The sequence below is a fragment of the Pseudomonas sp. B21-051 genome, assembly GCF_024748795.1.
GTDB lineage: Bacteria > Pseudomonadota > Gammaproteobacteria > Pseudomonadales > Pseudomonadaceae > Aquipseudomonas > Aquipseudomonas putida_A.
Window position 1 is genome coordinate 2,681,699 of record NZ_CP087166.1, and the last position, 15,973, is coordinate 2,697,671.

12 protein-coding genes are annotated in these 15,973 nt (G+C 60.9%); 10 read left to right on the forward strand and 2 right to left on the reverse strand.

Annotation, left to right across the window (positions count from 1 at the left end):
• Nucleotides 1–165 precede the first annotated feature (165 nt).
• The 10 genes from LOY52_RS12020 (at nucleotide 166) to LOY52_RS12065 (ending at nucleotide 14,590) form a co-directional block, all read left to right on the forward strand.
• Nucleotides 166–675 carry a sigma-70 family RNA polymerase sigma factor gene (locus LOY52_RS12020; RefSeq protein WP_258679616.1) on the forward strand — a complete coding sequence of 170 codons (510 nt, stop codon included), beginning with the start codon at nucleotides 166–168 and terminating at the stop codon, nucleotides 673–675.
• The gene (locus LOY52_RS12025) at nucleotides 672–1,634 is read left to right on the forward strand and encodes a FecR domain-containing protein (RefSeq protein WP_258679617.1); all 963 of its coding nucleotides are present in this window, start codon (nucleotides 672–674) and stop codon (nucleotides 1,632–1,634) included. The genes LOY52_RS12020 and LOY52_RS12025 overlap by 4 nt, the downstream gene beginning before the upstream one ends.
• A gap of 190 nt (nucleotides 1,635–1,824) precedes the next feature.
• Nucleotides 1,825–4,746: a TonB-dependent receptor gene (locus LOY52_RS12030; protein ID WP_258679618.1), complete on the forward strand. Its 2,922-nt coding sequence runs from the start codon at nucleotides 1,825–1,827 to the stop codon at nucleotides 4,744–4,746.
• A 269-nt stretch (nucleotides 4,747–5,015) separates the two neighbouring features.
• Nucleotides 5,016–5,492 carry an MbcA/ParS/Xre antitoxin family protein gene (locus LOY52_RS12035; protein WP_258679619.1) on the forward strand — a complete coding sequence of 159 codons (477 nt, stop codon included), beginning with the start codon at nucleotides 5,016–5,018 and terminating at the stop codon, nucleotides 5,490–5,492.
• Nucleotides 5,489–5,992 carry an RES family NAD+ phosphorylase gene (locus LOY52_RS12040; protein WP_258679620.1) on the forward strand — a complete coding sequence of 168 codons (504 nt, stop codon included), beginning with the start codon at nucleotides 5,489–5,491 and terminating at the stop codon, nucleotides 5,990–5,992. The genes LOY52_RS12035 and LOY52_RS12040 overlap by 4 nt, the downstream gene beginning before the upstream one ends.
• Nucleotides 5,993–6,110: 118 nt before the next feature.
• Nucleotides 6,111–8,753 carry a TonB-dependent receptor gene (locus LOY52_RS12045; RefSeq protein WP_258679621.1) on the forward strand — a complete coding sequence of 881 codons (2,643 nt, stop codon included), beginning with the start codon at nucleotides 6,111–6,113 and terminating at the stop codon, nucleotides 8,751–8,753.
• A gap of 316 nt (nucleotides 8,754–9,069) precedes the next feature.
• Nucleotides 9,070–10,920, forward strand: a complete 1,851-nt coding sequence (locus tag LOY52_RS12050; protein ID WP_258679622.1) for an extracellular solute-binding protein — start codon at nucleotides 9,070–9,072, stop codon at nucleotides 10,918–10,920.
• On the forward strand, nucleotides 10,907–11,971 hold the full coding sequence (locus tag LOY52_RS12055; protein WP_258679623.1) for a microcin C ABC transporter permease YejB: 1,065 nt from the start codon (nucleotides 10,907–10,909) through the stop codon (nucleotides 11,969–11,971). Before LOY52_RS12050 ends, LOY52_RS12055 begins: the two co-directional genes overlap by 14 nt.
• Nucleotides 11,971–12,993: an ABC transporter permease gene (locus LOY52_RS12060; protein WP_258679624.1), complete on the forward strand. Its 1,023-nt coding sequence runs from the start codon at nucleotides 11,971–11,973 to the stop codon at nucleotides 12,991–12,993. Before LOY52_RS12055 ends, LOY52_RS12060 begins: the two co-directional genes overlap by 1 nt.
• A gap of 1 nt (nucleotide 12,994) precedes the next feature.
• A complete protein-coding gene (locus LOY52_RS12065) occupies nucleotides 12,995–14,590 on the forward strand; it encodes an ABC transporter ATP-binding protein (protein ID WP_258679625.1) in 1,596 nt (531 codons plus the stop codon).
• A gap of 141 nt (nucleotides 14,591–14,731) precedes the next feature.
• Here LOY52_RS12065 and LOY52_RS12070 read toward each other — a convergent pair whose 3' ends face one another.
• Together LOY52_RS12070 and LOY52_RS12075 are read right to left on the reverse strand one after the other, a co-directional pair.
• Nucleotides 14,732–15,049, reverse strand: coding sequence for an SCP2 sterol-binding domain-containing protein (locus LOY52_RS12070; protein WP_027613701.1), 318 nt, complete (start codon nucleotides 15,047–15,049; stop codon nucleotides 14,732–14,734).
• A gap of 62 nt (nucleotides 15,050–15,111) precedes the next feature.
• Nucleotides 15,112–15,822 (reverse strand): histidine phosphatase family protein, encoded by a 711-nt coding sequence (locus LOY52_RS12075; protein WP_258679626.1) that lies wholly within the window; start codon nucleotides 15,820–15,822, stop codon nucleotides 15,112–15,114.
• Nucleotides 15,823–15,973: the final 151 nt, after the last annotated feature.

The following is a 15,973-nucleotide window of genomic DNA, read 5'->3' on the forward strand; positions in this document are numbered from 1 at the left end:
CTGCAGCGACGGAACGTCTTATTCTCAAAGGTTTGTTTGTCCTGATTTTTTATTACTTCAAATGTACGCAACGCTATTGCACAGTCGCGCCTGATCAAGAGCCGGACGATCCCGGCAGAACGATGGTTTTTCGCAGCGGGTGGGACCCGTTTCAGGGAGCAAGGCATGGGTGATGTTCAAAACCCGCATTACCGGATGATTGGGCAAATGTTCCAAAAGGACTATCGCTGGCTGTGCGCTGCCGTTGGCCGCACGCTGGGTTGCCCGTACAGCGCGCAGGACATCGCCTCGGAAACATTTTTACGGGTGCTGGCTTTGCCGGATCCGAGCGCGATTCGCGAACCCCGAGCGCTGCTGACCACCATCGCCCGGCGGCTGGTCTATGAAGGCTGGCGTCGCCAGGATCTCGAACGTGCCTACCTGGAAAGCCTGGCGCTGGCGCCGGAACCGGTGCATCCATCACCGGAAGAACGCGCGTTGGTGATCGAGGCGTTACTGGCGGTCGATCGCTTGCTCAATGGCTTGTCGGCCAAGGCCAAAGCCGCGTTTCTCTACCATCAGCTCGACGGTTTGACCTACAGCGAAATCGGCGAACGGCTCGGGGTTTCCACCAGTCGGGTGCAGCAATACATGGTCGAGGCGTTCAAACGCTGCTATCAGGCGATGCAGGCATGAGGCCGGACGAGGCGGTGATCGATGAGGCGGCGCAGTGGATGGCGCTGCTGCAGTCCGGCGAGGCCAGCGCTGGCGAGCGTGCGGCGTTCGAAGCGTGGCGCGCGGCTGATCCGCGCCATCAGCGGATCATCGAACAAATGGGTGGCGGCCTTAACCTGCTGCGCAGCCCGACCTTGCGCGGGCTGCCGCGCAACAGTCTGCTGCACAGCCTGAATGCGCCGTCGAGCCGGCGGCGCTTTGTCAGTGGCAGCTTGGGCGTGCTCGGCATCGCTGTGCTGGCCGGTCTGCTCGGACGCCGCTATGGCTGGCTGCCGGAAGCGGGGGAGTTGGCGACCGGCACCGGTGAGCGGCGCGATTTCACTCTGGAGGATGGCAGTGCGTTGAGCCTGAATGCGCGGACGCAGGTGGTGGCGCAATTCGATGCGACTCAACGCTTGCTGGCGTTGCGCTCGGGTGAGTTGCTGGTGGATGTGGCCAGGGATCCTGCGCGGCCGTTTGTGGTCGCGACCGAACACGGGCGGATGCGGGCGCTAGGGACGAAATTTCTGGTGCAACAGGGTGACGATGCTACGCGGCTGGTGATGCTGCACTCGCAGGTCGAAGTGGTCACCGCCGGCGGTGCGCGGCAAGTGCTGGAGGCGGGGGAGAGCCTGCTGTTCAACGCCCAGGACATTCTGGCTCTGGAGCGCAGCACCGGCCAGGAAAGTGCCTGGGTGCAAGGTCGCCTGGAAGTGCGCGACCGGCCGCTGAGCGAAGTGATCGACAGCCTGCGCCGCTATCGCCGGGGCATTCTGCATCTGAGTCCCGAGGTGGCCGATCTGCGCCTGAGCGGCCTCTATCCGCTCGATGACAGCGACCGCACTCTGCAACTGCTGGAGCGCTCGCTGCCGATCCGCGTCACCTGGCACAACCCTTACTGGGTCAGCATCGAACCCTCAATTCCACCTAACACCCTGTAGGAGCTGCCGAAGGCTGCGATCTTTTGACTTTGTTTTTCAAGATCAAAAGATCGCAGCCTGCGGCAGCTCCTACACAGAGGTACGTGTATGCCGGTTATAGGGTTATGACTTCTTGGCCTAATCGCCGCCCTATAAAAAGCGCCGGCCCGCTGCTCATTCCCTGCAGACGCCTTCAACAGGGAAGCCCTTGATGATTTCATTCAAACAACAATTACCGCGCCTGACCCTCGCCGCTGCACTGGCAGTGGGGCTAGGGCCGATCGCGGTGTATGCGCAGGATTCTGCGACGCAGGTCTACACCTTCGACATCGCCAGCGGCCCGCTCGATGAGGTCTTGCTGGATATCTCGCGCCAGACCGGCGTACCGATTTCCTTCAGCCAGAACCTGGTGCAAGGCAAACGCAGCAGTGCGGTGCGCGGTGCCTTGGGCGGGCGTCAGGCCGTTGAAAAAGCGTTGCTCGGCAGTGGCCTGCAAGTCGAGCAAAGTGCTCAGGGCCTGAGTGTGCGCGAAGGCGCAGCGAGCACGCCAGTGGCGGCCAAAGTCAGCGCCGTGGCCCCGGCCACCAGCGCCGATTACCGCATGGAAAAAGTCACCGTCACCGGCTCGCGAATCGCCCGCGCGCAGAGTGATGGCGCGACCCCGGTCAACGTCATCACCCACGAGGAGATGGAAGCGCGCGGCTACAAGAACGTCTATGACGCCCTGGCGACGCAGACGCAAAACACTGGCATGACCCAAGGCGAGGACTATGGCAACACCTGGCAGCCGGCGGCCAGCGCAATCAACCTGCGCGGTCTCGGACCCAATCACACGCTGGTGCTGATCAACGGCCGGCGCGTCGCCGATTACCCGACGCCATACGATGGCAAGGTCAACTTCACCAACCTGGCGAACATTCCCTCGGCAGTCATCGAACGTATCGAAATTCTAAGCAGCGGCGCCTCGGCAATCTACGGTTCGGACGCGATTGCCGGGGTGGTCAATATCATCCTCAAGAAGCAGATCAATGGCATCGACGTCAATCTCAAGGGCGGCACCAGCGAGCGTGGCGGAGGCGACAATCAGCGTCTGCAAATCAGCGGTGGTGGCAGTTGGGGCGACTTCGATGGCCTGTTCGGTCTGGAGCTGACCAACCGCGATTCGATCTGGGCCGACGATCGCGGCTTCATGCAGAGCGGCCCGCTGGCGGATGTCGGTTACCGTCGCGACCTGAGCAACAACCGCTACCTCGGCCCCGGTTGCGGCGCCTATCAAGGCACCTTCGACAACAAGCTGTTGAACAACGCTGGCCGTTGCCGCACCGATCAGATGTACAACGATTACTGGACCATTCAGACGCAAAAGGAAAACTACGACGGCTACACCCGCGGCACCTGGCACTTCAGCGACAGCGGTCAGGTGTTTGCCGACTTGATGTATGGCCTTGATCACATCCAGAACAACACCCGTGGTCCGACGTTTACTTCGCCGGATTTCATTAACCAGAACAGCGGCAATCTTGAGCGCTGGTATCGGCGTTACGGTGAAGAGGAAATCGGCGGGCGGACCAGCAACAACAGCAAGTGGACCGACACTTCTTGGACCGGCACCCTCGGCCTCTCGGACAAGATCGCCGACACCGGCTGGAGCTACGATCTGGCGGCCAACCGCTCGGAATATCGCAGCGTCAGAACCACGCGCTACACGCCGCTGTCATCGATTCAGGATTTCTACCTTGGCCCGCAATTGGGCGTGAGTGGCGGTTACCCGGTATTCGCCCCGGACGCCTCGCGTCTCGATCGCCCGCTGACGCCACAAGAATGGGAGCAGTTTCGCAGCAACCTGACCCAGAACAGCAAGTCGGTTTCCACCAGCTACAACGCCTCGATCAATGGCGACTTGTTTGACCTGCCGGCCGGCCCGGTCGGATTTGCCGGCGTGCTGGAAGCGGGCAAGCAGGAGTATCGCGTCGATCCGGATGACGGCCTGAATGACGGCACTTTTTATGGTGTGAGCCCGGCGCAAAGCTCCGGTGGTTCGCGCAAGCGCTACGCGGCGGGCGGCGAGTTCAGCATTCCGGTCACCGACACTGTGCTGGCTACCGCCGCCGGGCGTTGGGACCAATACAAATTCAGCGGCCGCAGCGAGCAGCAGAAAACCTATAACCTCGGCCTCGAATGGCGCCCGATCACCAGCCTGTTGCTGCGCGGCAGTTACGGCACCAGTTTCCGCGCGCCGGACCTGAATTACATCTACCAATCCGACAGCAACGGTTACTACCCGGCGCAGATCGACTACTACGGTTGCAGCCAGGGCGTGCAGGGCGCGTGTGATCGTGGGCGGGTCGACTACACCCAGAGCGGCACCCCGGATCTTGAGTCCGAGCGCGGCAAATCCTGGACCTATGGTTTTGTCTGGTCGCCGTCGCGCAACTTCGATTTCTCCACCGATTTCTGGCGTGTCGAGATCGACGACCTGCTGACCACCGTCGACGAAAACCGCCTGTTGCAGCAAGAAAACGAATGCCGCAACGGCACCCAGGACATCAACTCTGCCAACTGCCAGTCGACCCTGGCGCGCATCGATCGCAACCCGGGCACTGCCGCCATCGATCCGAATCAGTTGCAACGGGTGCGGGTCAACGCGATCAACGCCGCCAGCGAGCGGGTCAGTGGTCTGGACTTCAAGAGCAACATCCGCTGGGGCGCCGGCCAGTACGGCGCGTTCAGCTCGGCGCTGGGCTATACCCTGGTGCTTTCGCATTTCTACAAGGAATCCGACGAGGCGCCGACTCAGGACTGGCGCACTTCGCGGACCAATTACGACTGGCGCAGCAAGGTCAACGCCAGCCTGACCTGGGATTACCAGAAGGCCACAGCGACGCTGATGGGCATTCGTTACGGCTCGGTGACCAACGGCGCGGGCGACGGGCGTCTGTCGCCATGGACGGTGTTCAACGCCAGCGCTCGCTACAAGCTCAACGACCGTGCCAGCGTCGGCCTGACCGTGAACAACGTGCTCAACCAGATCAAACACGATGACTCGGCCGGCTGGCCGTATTACCCGACCGGCAACTACGATCCGTACGGGCGGCAGTGGTGGCTGGATGTGAGTTATCACTTCGGCAGTTGAGCACACGGTATGCGTGAGTAACGTCCTACGGAAACGGAAGATTTTTTCGCAGAAACGGGGATATTTCCGACGACATTCTCAGGTTGGTCGTCGGAAGCATGATCTATAGCATCGGACATGACATTGAAGTCGTAAACGGCTTGGACGCTCAGGCCTCTGATAACGGATGGATTATGCGAACTCCCCACCTCGAATACGAAACGCCTGCTTATTCCCATCGCCTTCACTGGCGCACCGATCGTGCCAGATGCCCCATGGAGGAGGTCGAAATGCCCAGTGTCAAGATACCCCGGCTTACGGGGGTGAAGAGGGCCGAGGGCAGACCTGTCGACTTGCTCGTCCATGGCCGGAACATAAGCGACGACGCCTTTCTGATTGTTGACCTGACCGACGAAGGTTTTGAGCTGAACGATGTCGTCAACATGCTTTCAACCTCTGAGCTTTATCTGCAAGGCGACATGGTCAAACGCATCACCGGCAAGTCGGTCAGCACCGTACGGCGATTACTGAAGGAAGGTAAAACGATACGGCTTGACCCGCAGCAGAGCGTCGTCGCCTACCAATATGCGTTGGTGCTGGAAAAGGCCATTCGCGCCTTCGGGCGCCAGTCACGGGCCGAGGAGTGGCTGCGCAAACCCAGCACCTACCTTAACGGACGCGTACCCGCGGAGTTTATCCGGCATTCACTGGGGTTTCAGATGGTGGAGCAGTATCTCGGGCAACTGATATACGGGGTTTACACATGAATCCCTTGCCCTGGGACGAGCAGTGGTATGCCTGGCGGCTGGACTCCGAGATTTATGGTGGGACGTGGGACAGCGGGATGGGTTCGAATCTCAATGGTGGCCGATGGAACAAACCCGGGCGGCGAGTCGTTTATGCATCGGTCGATCCGTCGTCGGCCATTCTGGAGGTGGCAGCTCATCACAGCTTTGATGCGCTGGACAGTGAACCTTACGTGCTCACGTGTTTTGAAGTCATCAGCGAAGCAAAAGTGAAAATCGTCCAGCCGGAGGATGTGCCGAATCCTTATTGGTTGAGCCCCGCCAAGCCTTCACCCAATCAACAACAGTTCGCCGATGCGTTATTGGCAGAGCATCCGTTTGTACTGATCCCCTCGGCGGCGGCCCGGCACTCGTGGAATCTGCTGGTGAGCTGCGAGTTGGCGGAGGGGCAGTTCAGGATGGTTTCCCAAGAGCGGTTTGGGCTGGATACCCGGTTGCTGAGGGAGATGGAGCTGGCTTGATCCACACGTGCCATTCTTTTTGCATAACCTCATCACCCAACGGTCTAAATCGGGCTCTATAAAACCCTGCTGTCCATTGCACATCCCTGCATAAACCAAAACGCAGGGATGGCTGTTCATGATCCATTTTTCACCCGTTAGATCCCGTTTGAGCCTGGCCTTGCTGCTGGCGATCAATACCTTGCCGGCAATCGCTGCCGACGAGCCGACAACCCAATTGCAACGGGTCGAAGTCACCGGTACGGCGATTCGTCGGGTCGATGCGGAAACTGCAGTACCGGTCACCATTCTGCGAGTTGAAGAATTGCGCGAGCAGGGGGTGAGCACCACCGAAGAACTGGTGAGCCGGATTTCCGCCAACCAGTCTTCAGTCGGCTCTGGTCGTTCGGTAGGTTCGAGCAGCGGCGGGGCGTCGTATGCCGATTTGCGTGGCATCGGCCCGAACAAGACGCTGGTGCTGCTCAATGGTCGGCGGCTGAGCAACAACGCGACCAATGCGATCAATGGCTCCGGGGTTGACCTGAACACCATTCCGTTCGCCGCCATTGATCGCGTCGAAGTACTGCGTGACGGCGCTTCGGCGTTGTACGGCACCGATGCGATCGGCGGGGTGATCAACTTCATCACCAAGACCAGTCTCACCGAAGGCCAACTGAGCACCAACTACGACACGCCGACCCATTCCGGTGGTGGGGAAAGTCGTAACTTCAGCGGCAGTTGGGGCTTCGGCGATTTGCAGGATGATCGTTTCAACGTGTTCGGCGTGGTCAGTCATGACAAGCAGCAACGCCTGGCTGCCGAGGATCGCGGCTACACCTACAACTATCAGCCGGGACGCGGCCTCGATTACACCTCCGGCACCGCATCGCCGGCCAACTGGAGTCAGGGCAGCAACGCCACCAACCCGCTGGCCGGTACCGGCTGCAACGCCCCAGGCCTGCTGGCGCGCAATGGCATCTGCCGCCAGAGCCTGTGGAACTACCTCGATCTGGTGCCGGAAACCGAGAAGACCTCGGCTTTCGCCAAAGCCACCGGCAAGCTCGCGGATGATCACAACGTCAGCCTCGAATACTTCTGGGCACGTAACGAAAACCGCACGCAGATCGGCCCCGGTACGCTGATGGGCAATCAGGTCAATCCCGGCACGACGTTCTATCCCGGAAACGGCATTACCCCCGGCCCCAACGGTTTCGCCCTTGACCCGACGCAACCGGTGGATGTGAACTGGCGCGAAACCGCCGTTGGCGCGCGCCAGCATGAAGACGACAACACCGGCCAGCGTTTGCTGTTGAGCTTCGACGGCAGCGTGGTTGGTTGGGACTACAACGTCGGTGCATCGTACAACCAGAACAAAGTGGTCAATGCCATCGAGGCCGGTTACGTCAACGACCGCGCCGTCAGCGCCGGTATTGCCAACGGCATCATCAACCCGTTTGGCGCGCAGACCGCCGCCGGACAGGCGCTGCTGGCAGCCAATGCGGTGGACGGCGATTACTCGACGGCGGTAGGGCGGGTCAAGGCGATAGACGGGCGTGTCAGTCGTGAGATCGGTGACTGGTTCGGCGCTGGTCCTTCGGCACTGGCGCTGGGTGGCGAATACCGCAAGGAAGATTTCCATCAGGACTTCGCCCAGTTCGCCGCCGATGTGCAGAGCCTGGGCGTCGACCCGAATGCCAGCGTCGCCGGGGATCGCAGCGTCTCGGCGCAGTACGCCGAGGTCAACGTGCCGGTGCTCGACAGCCTGGAGTTGTCCGCCGCCGTGCGCCACGACAAGTACAGCGACTTCGGCAGCACCACCAACCCGAAATACTCGTTCCGCTTCCAGCCGTTCAAGCAACTGGTGGTGCGCGGCGCCTACAGCGAAGGCTTCCGCGCACCGTCGTTGTACGAGTTGTACAACCCCAATTTCACCACCTTCACTGTCGCCAACTACAACGACCCACGGCTGTGCGCCGGTGGCAATCCGAGCAACGGCGGGATCGCCAACCGCGACTGCGCCCAGCAGTTCTACAGCCGCACCGGTGGCAACACCGACCTGAGCCCGGAAACCGCGCGCAACGTCACCCTCGGTTTCGTCTATCAACCATTCGAGCGCCTGAGCACCGGGCTGGATTTCTGGTGGATCAACATCGCCAACCAGATCGCCGAATTCCCGGAATCGGCGGTGTTCGAAAACCCGGAGCTGTATCCGGATCGTCTGGTGCGCAAGCCGGACGGCTCCATTGATCACATCGTCACCGGCCTGGCCAACCTCGGCAAGATCAAGACCAATGGCGTCGACGTCAGCTTCGACTACCGCTTGCCGAGCACCCCGTACGGCAACTTCGGCATTGGCCTGCAAGGCACCTATGTCAGCCGTTACGAGTACCAGCAGCAGCTCAAGGGCGACTACATCGACAAGCTCGGAGATTTCCGTGGTGGCGATTTTTCCTCGGCCGGCGCCGTGGCCCGCTGGCGCCACAGCCTGACCGGCAGCTGGAACTACGGCCCCTACGGTGTGGCACTGACCAACCGCTACACCAGCGGCTACCACGACTCCGACCGTGAGACCCACGATTACGTCGGCTCGTACAACGTCTGGGATCTGGCCGGCACCTACACCTGGCGCAAAACCCTGAGCGTGACCCTCGGCGCGAAGAACCTGTTCGACCGCGAGCCACCGTTCAGCAACCAGACCTACACCTTCCAGAGCGGCTACGACCCGAAGTACGGCGACCCGTTCGGGCGCACGCTGTACACGCGGGTCAATTACAAATTCTGACCCGCTCTGTGTAGGAGCTGCCGCAGGCTGCGATCTTTTGACGTTAAAGATCAACAGATCGCAGCCTGCGGCAGCTCCTACAAGGATCGGATTTCATGGAAGGGGCGGGTTTTAGTCACTTATTGATCTAAGCCTGCCCTATAAAAAATGCCGGCCTGTTGCACATCACAGGTAGGCAGGATGTTTGGTGACTGTTGCGCCGCCATCGCCAGCAAGATGGCTCCCACAGGGGTTCTGTGTCAACGCAAGAACCTGTGGGAGCTAGCCTGCTAGCGAAGAGGCCAGTAGCAGCACCGTGCGAAAAAAGGATCTGCCAATGCTCTCCAGGCTCATTCTGTTCAGCGCTTTTGCGCTGCTAAGCCCATTCGTTTGGGCCGCTGCACAACCCGCGTTGACGGTCTACGGCGAAGCCCCCAAGTACGCCCCGGACTTTCAGCACCTGGCTTACGCCAACCCCAACGCTCCGAAGGGCGGCACCCTGCGTCGCTCCTCGCTGGAAAGCGGCCCGTTCGATCACCTGATTCCGTACATCGACAAAGGCACCGGTGTCGCCGACATCGATGGCTGGCTCTACGCGCCGCTGGCCTATCGCAGCAAGGACGAACCCTACAGCGTCTACGGCCTGGTGGCGCAGCAGATGGAGCTGGATGCGGATCGTCGCTGGCTGCGCTTCTACCTCAATCCGAAGGCCCGGTTCGACGACGGCACGCCAATCACTGCCGAAGACGTGCGTTACACCTTCGAACTGTTCACCACTCAGGGCAGCCTCAAATATCGCCAGCAGTTTCGTGACGTCGCCGACGTGGTGGTGGAGTCGCCAACGCAAGTGCGCTTCAACTTCAAGAACAACGACAGCCGCACCTTGCCGCTGGATCTGGCAACGCTGCCGGTGTTACCGGAACACTGGTGGCGCACGCGCAACTTCGCCGAGGGCGCCGGTTTCGAGATCCCGCCGGGCAGCGGCCCGTACCGGATCAGCGTGGTGGATGCCGGGCGCAGCGTGAAATTTCAGCGTGTCGCCGACTGGTGGGCCAAGGACCTGCCAATCACTCGTGGTCTCTATAACTTCGATCACCTGAGCGTGGAGTTCTTCGCCGACACCGATGTTTCCCGGCAAGTCCTCAAGGCTGGCGGCTTCGATTACAACCGCGAGTTTTCCGCGACCAGTTACACCATCGGCTATGCCGGCGCGGCGCTGGAGCAGGGCAAATTGCTCCGCGAACATCTGGCGCCGGGTGCCGCGCAGGGTTCGCAGGGTTTCGTGTTCAACCTGCAAAAACCCGTGTTTCAGGATCGCCGGGTGCGGCAGGCGATCGCCATGCTCTGGGATTTCGAGTGGAGCAATCGGCAGATGATGCGCAGCATGTACCTGCGCCAGCGCAGTTACTTCTCGCACAGCGCATTGGCGGCCACCGAGTTGCCGGACGCCGAGGAACTGCAAATCCTCGAACCGTGGCGCGGCAAGATCCCCGACGAGGTATTCACCCAAGTCTTCGAAGCGCCGAAAACCGACGGCAGCGGCAACATCCGCGCCGAGCAGTTGCAGGCACTGAAACTGCTGGAAGCCGCCGGCTGGAAACCTCGCGGCGATCAGTTGGTGAACGCCAATGGCGAGCCGTTGCAGTTCACCTTTCTCAACGGTCAGAAGGGCTTTGAACGGCTGCTGCTGCCGTTCAAGCGCAACCTGGCGCAGATCGGCATCGGCTTCGATATTCGTCAGGTCGACACCGCGCAATACACCAACCGCGTGCGCAATCGCGACTACGACATGATCGTGGTCGGCTACCCGGTGAGTCAGGCGCCGGGGCGCGAGATGTTCAATTACTTCGGCTCCGACGGCGCCGACGATCCCGGTTCGAACAACTACATGGTGTTGCGCGATCCCGCCGTCGATGCCTTGCTCGAAGGGCTGGTACAGGCCGACAACCGCGAAAGCCTGTTACGCCATGCCCATGCGCTGGATCGGGTGCTGCAGTGGGGTTACTACTGGATTCCCAACTATTACCCGCCGGGGATTTCCACGGTGTGGTGGAACCGTTTTGGTCGTCCGGCAACGGCGCCGCTGTATGACGCCGGGCTCGATACCTGGTGGGAAATCAGCCCGACGGCGCTAACCGCCACACAGATGCAGCAACAGCAGAAGGAGTACGCCCATGTGGGGTTATAGCCTGCGGCGTCTGTTGCTGATCGTGCCGACTTTGTTGGCGATTCTGCTGGTCAATTTCGTCATCGTGCAGGCCGCACCGGGTGGCCCGGTCGAGCAGGCGATCGCGCGCTTGCAGGGTATCGGTGTCGGCGCGGCGGTGGGCGGTGGTCATGTCGAAACCATTGGTGGCGAATCCCGCGCCACCCGGGGTCTCGACCCGAAACTGGTGGCCGATATCGAGCGTCAGTACGGCTTCGACAAACCCGCCGGTGAGCGCCTGTGGCTGATGCTCAAAAGCTACGCGCAAGTGGATTTCGGCCAGAGCTTTTTCCGTGGCGCCAGCGTCACCGAGCTGATCTGGCAGAAGCTGCCGGTGACCTTGTCACTGGGCTTGTGGGCCACGTTGATCACTTACCTGGTGTCGATTCCGCTGGGCATTCGCAAGGCCGTGCACAACGGTTCGGCGTTCGATGTCTGGAGCAGCGTGGCGATCATCATCGGCTACGCGATGCCGGGGTTTCTGTTCGCGCTGCTGTTGATCATCGTGTTTGCCGGCGGCTCCGCGCTGGACTGGTTTCCGGTGCGCGGGCTGGTCTCGGACAACTTCGCCGAGCTGTCGCCGTGGGGCAAGGTTGCCGATTACTTCTGGCATCTGGTGCTGCCGGTCACCGCGCTGGTGATCGGCGGATTCGCCACGCTGACAATCCTGACCAAGAACAGCTTTCTCAATGAGATCTCGCGCCTGTACGTGGTGACGGCGCGGGCCAAGGGCCTCAGTCAGCGCCAGGTGTTATACGGCCATGTATTTCGCAACGCGATGCTGCTGGTGGTCGCCGGACTGCCGCAGGCACTGGTGACGGTGTTTTTCGGCGGTTCGTTGCTGATCGAAGTGATCTTCTCCCTCGATGGCCTCGGCCGTCTCAGTTACGAGGCGGCGGTGTCTCGCGACTATCCGGTGGTGTTCGGTTCGCTGTTCATCTTCACCCTGTTCGGCCTGCTGATAAAACTGCTCGGCGACCTGTGCTATACGCTGGTCGACCCGCGCATCGACTTCACCGCGAGGACTGCCTGATGCTGACCCTATCTCCCATCGGACAGCGGCGCTGGGCGCGGTTCAAGGCGCATCGGCGTGGCTGGTGGTCGTTGTGGCTGTTTCTGCTGTTGTTCGGCCTGAGCCTGGGCGGCGAGCTGATCGCCAATGACAAACCGCTGCTGGTCGAGTATCAGGGCCAGTGGTATTTCCCGGCGTTCAAACGCTACACCGAACAGGATTTCGCCGGCGAACTGCCGTTCCAGCCGGACTATCGCAGCGCACAGGTACGGCAACTGATCGAGGGGCAGGGTGGGCGGATGTGGTTTGCGCCGATCCCGTTCGGTTTCGATACGGTCAACTATGACCTGACCGAGCCGGCGCCGAGTCCGCCGAGCGGCGAGAACTGGCTGGGCACCGACGATCAGGCGCGGGATGTGCTGGCGCGGGTGATCTTCGGTACGCGGGTGTCGCTGCTGTTTGCCTTGGCGCTGACTGCTGCCAGTGCGCTGATCGGCATTGCGGCCGGTGCCTTGCAAGGCTATTACGGCGGCTGGGTCGATCTGCTCGGGCAGCGCTTGCTGGAAGTGTGGTCGGGGCTGCCTGTGTTGTATCTGCTGATCATTCTGTCCGGGTTCGTCGAGCCGAATTTCTGGTGGTTGCTGGGGATCATGGCGCTGTTTTCCTGGCTGAGCCTGGTCGATGTAGTGCGCGCCGAGTTCCTGCGCAGCCGCGGCCTGGAATACGTGAAAGCCGCGCGGGCGCTGGGGGTTGGCGATGCGCAGGTGATCAGGCGGCACATCCTGCCCAACGCCATGAGCGCAACCCTGACCTATCTGCCGTTCATTCTCACCGGAGCCATCGCGACCTTGTCGGCGCTGGATTTTCTCGGTTTCGGCATGCCCGCCGGTAGCGCGTCGCTGGGCGAACTGATCGGCCAGGGCAAGAGCAATCTGCAAGCGCCGTGGTTGGGGCTGACGGCATTTTTTGCCCTGGCGCTGATTCTTTCTCTGTTGGTGTTCATCGGTGAGGCCTGCCGAGATGCTTATGATCCGAGGACTTGAGATGAGCGATAACCTGATCGAAATCCGCGACCTGCGTGTAGCGTTCAACGGCCAGCCAGTGGTGCATGGCATCGACCTCGATATTCGTCCGGGCGAATGCCTGGCGCTGGTCGGCGAGTCCGGCTCGGGCAAATCGGTGACCGCCCACAGCATCCTGCAATTGCTCGACCCGAACATCACGCGGATCGACGGCAGCATTCGTTATGCCGGGGAAGAGCTGCTCGGCGTGCATGAGCGCTATATGCGCCAGTTACGGGGCAACCGGATCGCGATGATTTTTCAGGAGCCGATGAGTTCGCTGAATCCACTGCATACGATCGAACGGCAACTCGGTGAGAGCCTGGCGCTGCACAAAGGCCTGGCCGGCGCGCAGGCCCGTGAACGGATTCTTGAACTGCTCGAACTGGTCGGCATTCAGAAACCGCGCGAACGGCTCAAGGCCTATCCACATCAGCTTTCCGGCGGCCAGCGCCAGCGGGTGATGATCGCCATGGCGCTGGCCTGCGAGCCGCAATTGTTGATCGCAGACGAACCAACCACTGCGCTGGACGTGACCGTGCAGCGCAAGATTCTGCTTTTGCTCAAGGACTTGCAGCAGCGCTTGGGCATGGCGCTGTTGATCATCAGTCATGACCTGAATCTGGTGCGCAACATCGCACAGCGGGTGGCGGTGATGCGCGGTGGGCGGATCGTCGAACAGGCGTCGTGCGAGCAGCTGTTCCGCGCGCCGCAGCATCCCTACAGCATCGAATTGCTCAACGCCGAGCCGGGGGGCGAAGCGCTGTGCCGGGATGTGGCGCAGGACTTGTTGCAGGTGCGCGATCTGCATGTGCGTTTTCGCCTGGGGGGCGGTTGGCTGCGGCCGAAGACTTGGCTGGCGGCGGTCAAGGGCATTGATCTGAACCTGCAGCGCGGCAAGACGCTGGGGATTGTCGGCGAGTCGGGCTCGGGCAAATCGACATTGGGCCAGGCGATTTTGCGCCTGATCCACGCCGAGGGCAGCATTCGCTTTGCCGGTGAGGCGCTGGAGCAGTTGAGCGGCAAGCAGTTGCGGCCACTGCGCAAACGCCTGCAAGTGGTGTTTCAGGATCCGTTCGGCAGCCTTAGTCCGCGGCTGTGTGTGGAGCAGATCATTGCCGAGGGCTTGCAGGTACACAGCGACTTGAATGCTGCCGAGCGTGAGCAGGCGGTGATCGATGTGCTGCGTGAAGTGGGTCTGGATCCGGCCACCCGACATCGCTATCCGCACGAGTTTTCCGGTGGCCAGCGGCAACGGATTGCCATCGCTCGGGCGCTGGTGCTCAAGCCTGATCTGATTCTGCTCGATGAGCCGACGTCGGCACTGGATCGCACGGTGCAGAAGCAGATCGTTGCTTTATTGCGGCGACTGCAGGAACAGCACGGGCTGACTTACCTGTTCATCAGTCATGACCTGGCGGTGGTACGGGCGTTGGCCCATGACCTGATTGTGATGAAGGAGGGCGAAGTGTTGGAGCGTGGCGAGACCCGTGCGCTGTTCAGCGATGCGCAGCATCCCTATACGCAGGAGCTGCTGGCGGCATCCAATGTGGAGGCGAGGCTGGCGCAAATCCTGTAGGAGCTGTCGAGTGAAACGAGGCTGCGATCTTTTGACTTTGATTTTTAAAAGCAAAAGATCGCAGCGTGCCGCAGCTCCTACAGGGGCCAGACGCAAAAATCCCGCCACAGGGGCGGGATTTTCTTCAAACCGAACCAAGTCTTACGACGGGAACAGCTCGGACAGTTTCATCGACAGCATCATGTCGCCTTCAACGCGCAGTTTGCCGCCCATGAACGCTTGCATGCCGTCGGTTTCACCGCTGACGATGTCTTTCAGAGTTGCGCTGTCCAGTACCAGGGTGCAGTTGGCGTCCGGGTTTTCACCTTCCTGGATGTCGCAAGTACCGTCTTTGACGATCAGCGCGTAGTGCTTGTCTTCGTCGGTGATGTTGAAACCGAAAACCAGATCCAGACCGGCAGCAGCGGCTGGGTTGAACTTGGCTTGCATCGCTTTTACGGCATCAGCTACGGAGGTCATGGTTCGATCCTTTCTTGGGTTAGGCGCTGGTTGATTACAGCAAGGGTCACAATTATCCGGACTCAGCGGAAAGTGATGAGTTCCGGAGCCTTCAGCAGTTGCAGATGTGCGTGACTGTTGAAGGAGGCCAAAGCCACCTCGCGACCGCGGAACTTCAGCTGGTTGAGCGAGGTGTTGACGATTTGCCAATTCAGTTCAAAGGCCTGTTTGGCAGGCATTTGGGTAATCAGATGGAGCAGGACAGTAATGGTGCCGCCGGAGGTGAATACGGCGATTTTCTGGTGGCTGCCGGCCTGTTCGAGGATCCGGTGCAATCCGCCCTGTACTCGCTCGACAAAACCCAGCCAGCTTTCCAGTCCGGGTGTGTCGTAGGTGCCCGCCAGCCAGCGCTCGATCACCAGGGCAAAAATGCGCTGGAATTCGGCGCGGTTCTGCGCCGCGTTGCGCAGGATGTCGATGGCTTCCGGCTCGTCCTCGAGCATGGCGGGGATCAGAGCGCGGATGATCGCGTCGGCATCGAACTCGTTGAACGCGGAGTCGGTCTCCAGCGTCGGTACCGACAGGCCCTTGGCGCTGAGCTGTTCCAGCGCGCTAGTGGCCGTGTGTTGCTGACGGCGGAGGTCGCCGGCCAGGCAGCGATCGAAGCTGATCCCGAGATCAGCGAGGTGCTGGCCAAGGACTTCTGCCTGGCGCACACCGATGGGCGACAGGACGTCATAGTCGTCTGCACCAAAGGAGGCCTGGCCATGTCGAATCAGATAGATGCTGCCCACGTCCGCGTCATCCCGGTACGTTGAAGGTTTGGCGAGGTTATGAGGATGACGGAGTGCTGTCAATGAAAAAACATACGCTTGTTTGAAATGCTCGTTACAGGCCTGTTGCCAGAGGTTTCACGGCTGGCCGACGGGGCGAGGCATGGGTATG

Coding starts and splice junctions, on each gene's coding strand:
- LOY52_RS12065 (WP_258679625.1), top strand. CDS start 12,995: ATGAGCGATAACCTGATCGAAATCCGCGACCTGCGTGTAGCGTTCAAC.
- LOY52_RS12050 (WP_258679622.1), top strand. CDS start 9,070: ATGCTCTCCAGGCTCATTCTGTTCAGCGCTTTTGCGCTGCTAAGCCCA.
- LOY52_RS12045 (WP_258679621.1), top strand. CDS start 6,111: ATGATCCATTTTTCACCCGTTAGATCCCGTTTGAGCCTGGCCTTGCTG.
- LOY52_RS12030 (WP_258679618.1), top strand. CDS start 1,825: ATGATTTCATTCAAACAACAATTACCGCGCCTGACCCTCGCCGCTGCA.
- LOY52_RS12025 (WP_258679617.1), top strand. CDS start 672: ATGAGGCCGGACGAGGCGGTGATCGATGAGGCGGCGCAGTGGATGGCG.
- LOY52_RS12055 (WP_258679623.1), top strand. CDS start 10,907: ATGTGGGGTTATAGCCTGCGGCGTCTGTTGCTGATCGTGCCGACTTTG.
- LOY52_RS12070 (WP_027613701.1), bottom strand. CDS start 15,049: ATGACCTCCGTAGCTGATGCCGTAAAAGCGATGCAAGCCAAGTTCAAC.
- LOY52_RS12020 (WP_258679616.1), top strand. CDS start 166: ATGGGTGATGTTCAAAACCCGCATTACCGGATGATTGGGCAAATGTTC.
- LOY52_RS12035 (WP_258679619.1), top strand. CDS start 5,016: ATGCCCAGTGTCAAGATACCCCGGCTTACGGGGGTGAAGAGGGCCGAG.
- LOY52_RS12040 (WP_258679620.1), top strand. CDS start 5,489: ATGAATCCCTTGCCCTGGGACGAGCAGTGGTATGCCTGGCGGCTGGAC.
- LOY52_RS12060 (WP_258679624.1), top strand. CDS start 11,971: ATGCTGACCCTATCTCCCATCGGACAGCGGCGCTGGGCGCGGTTCAAG.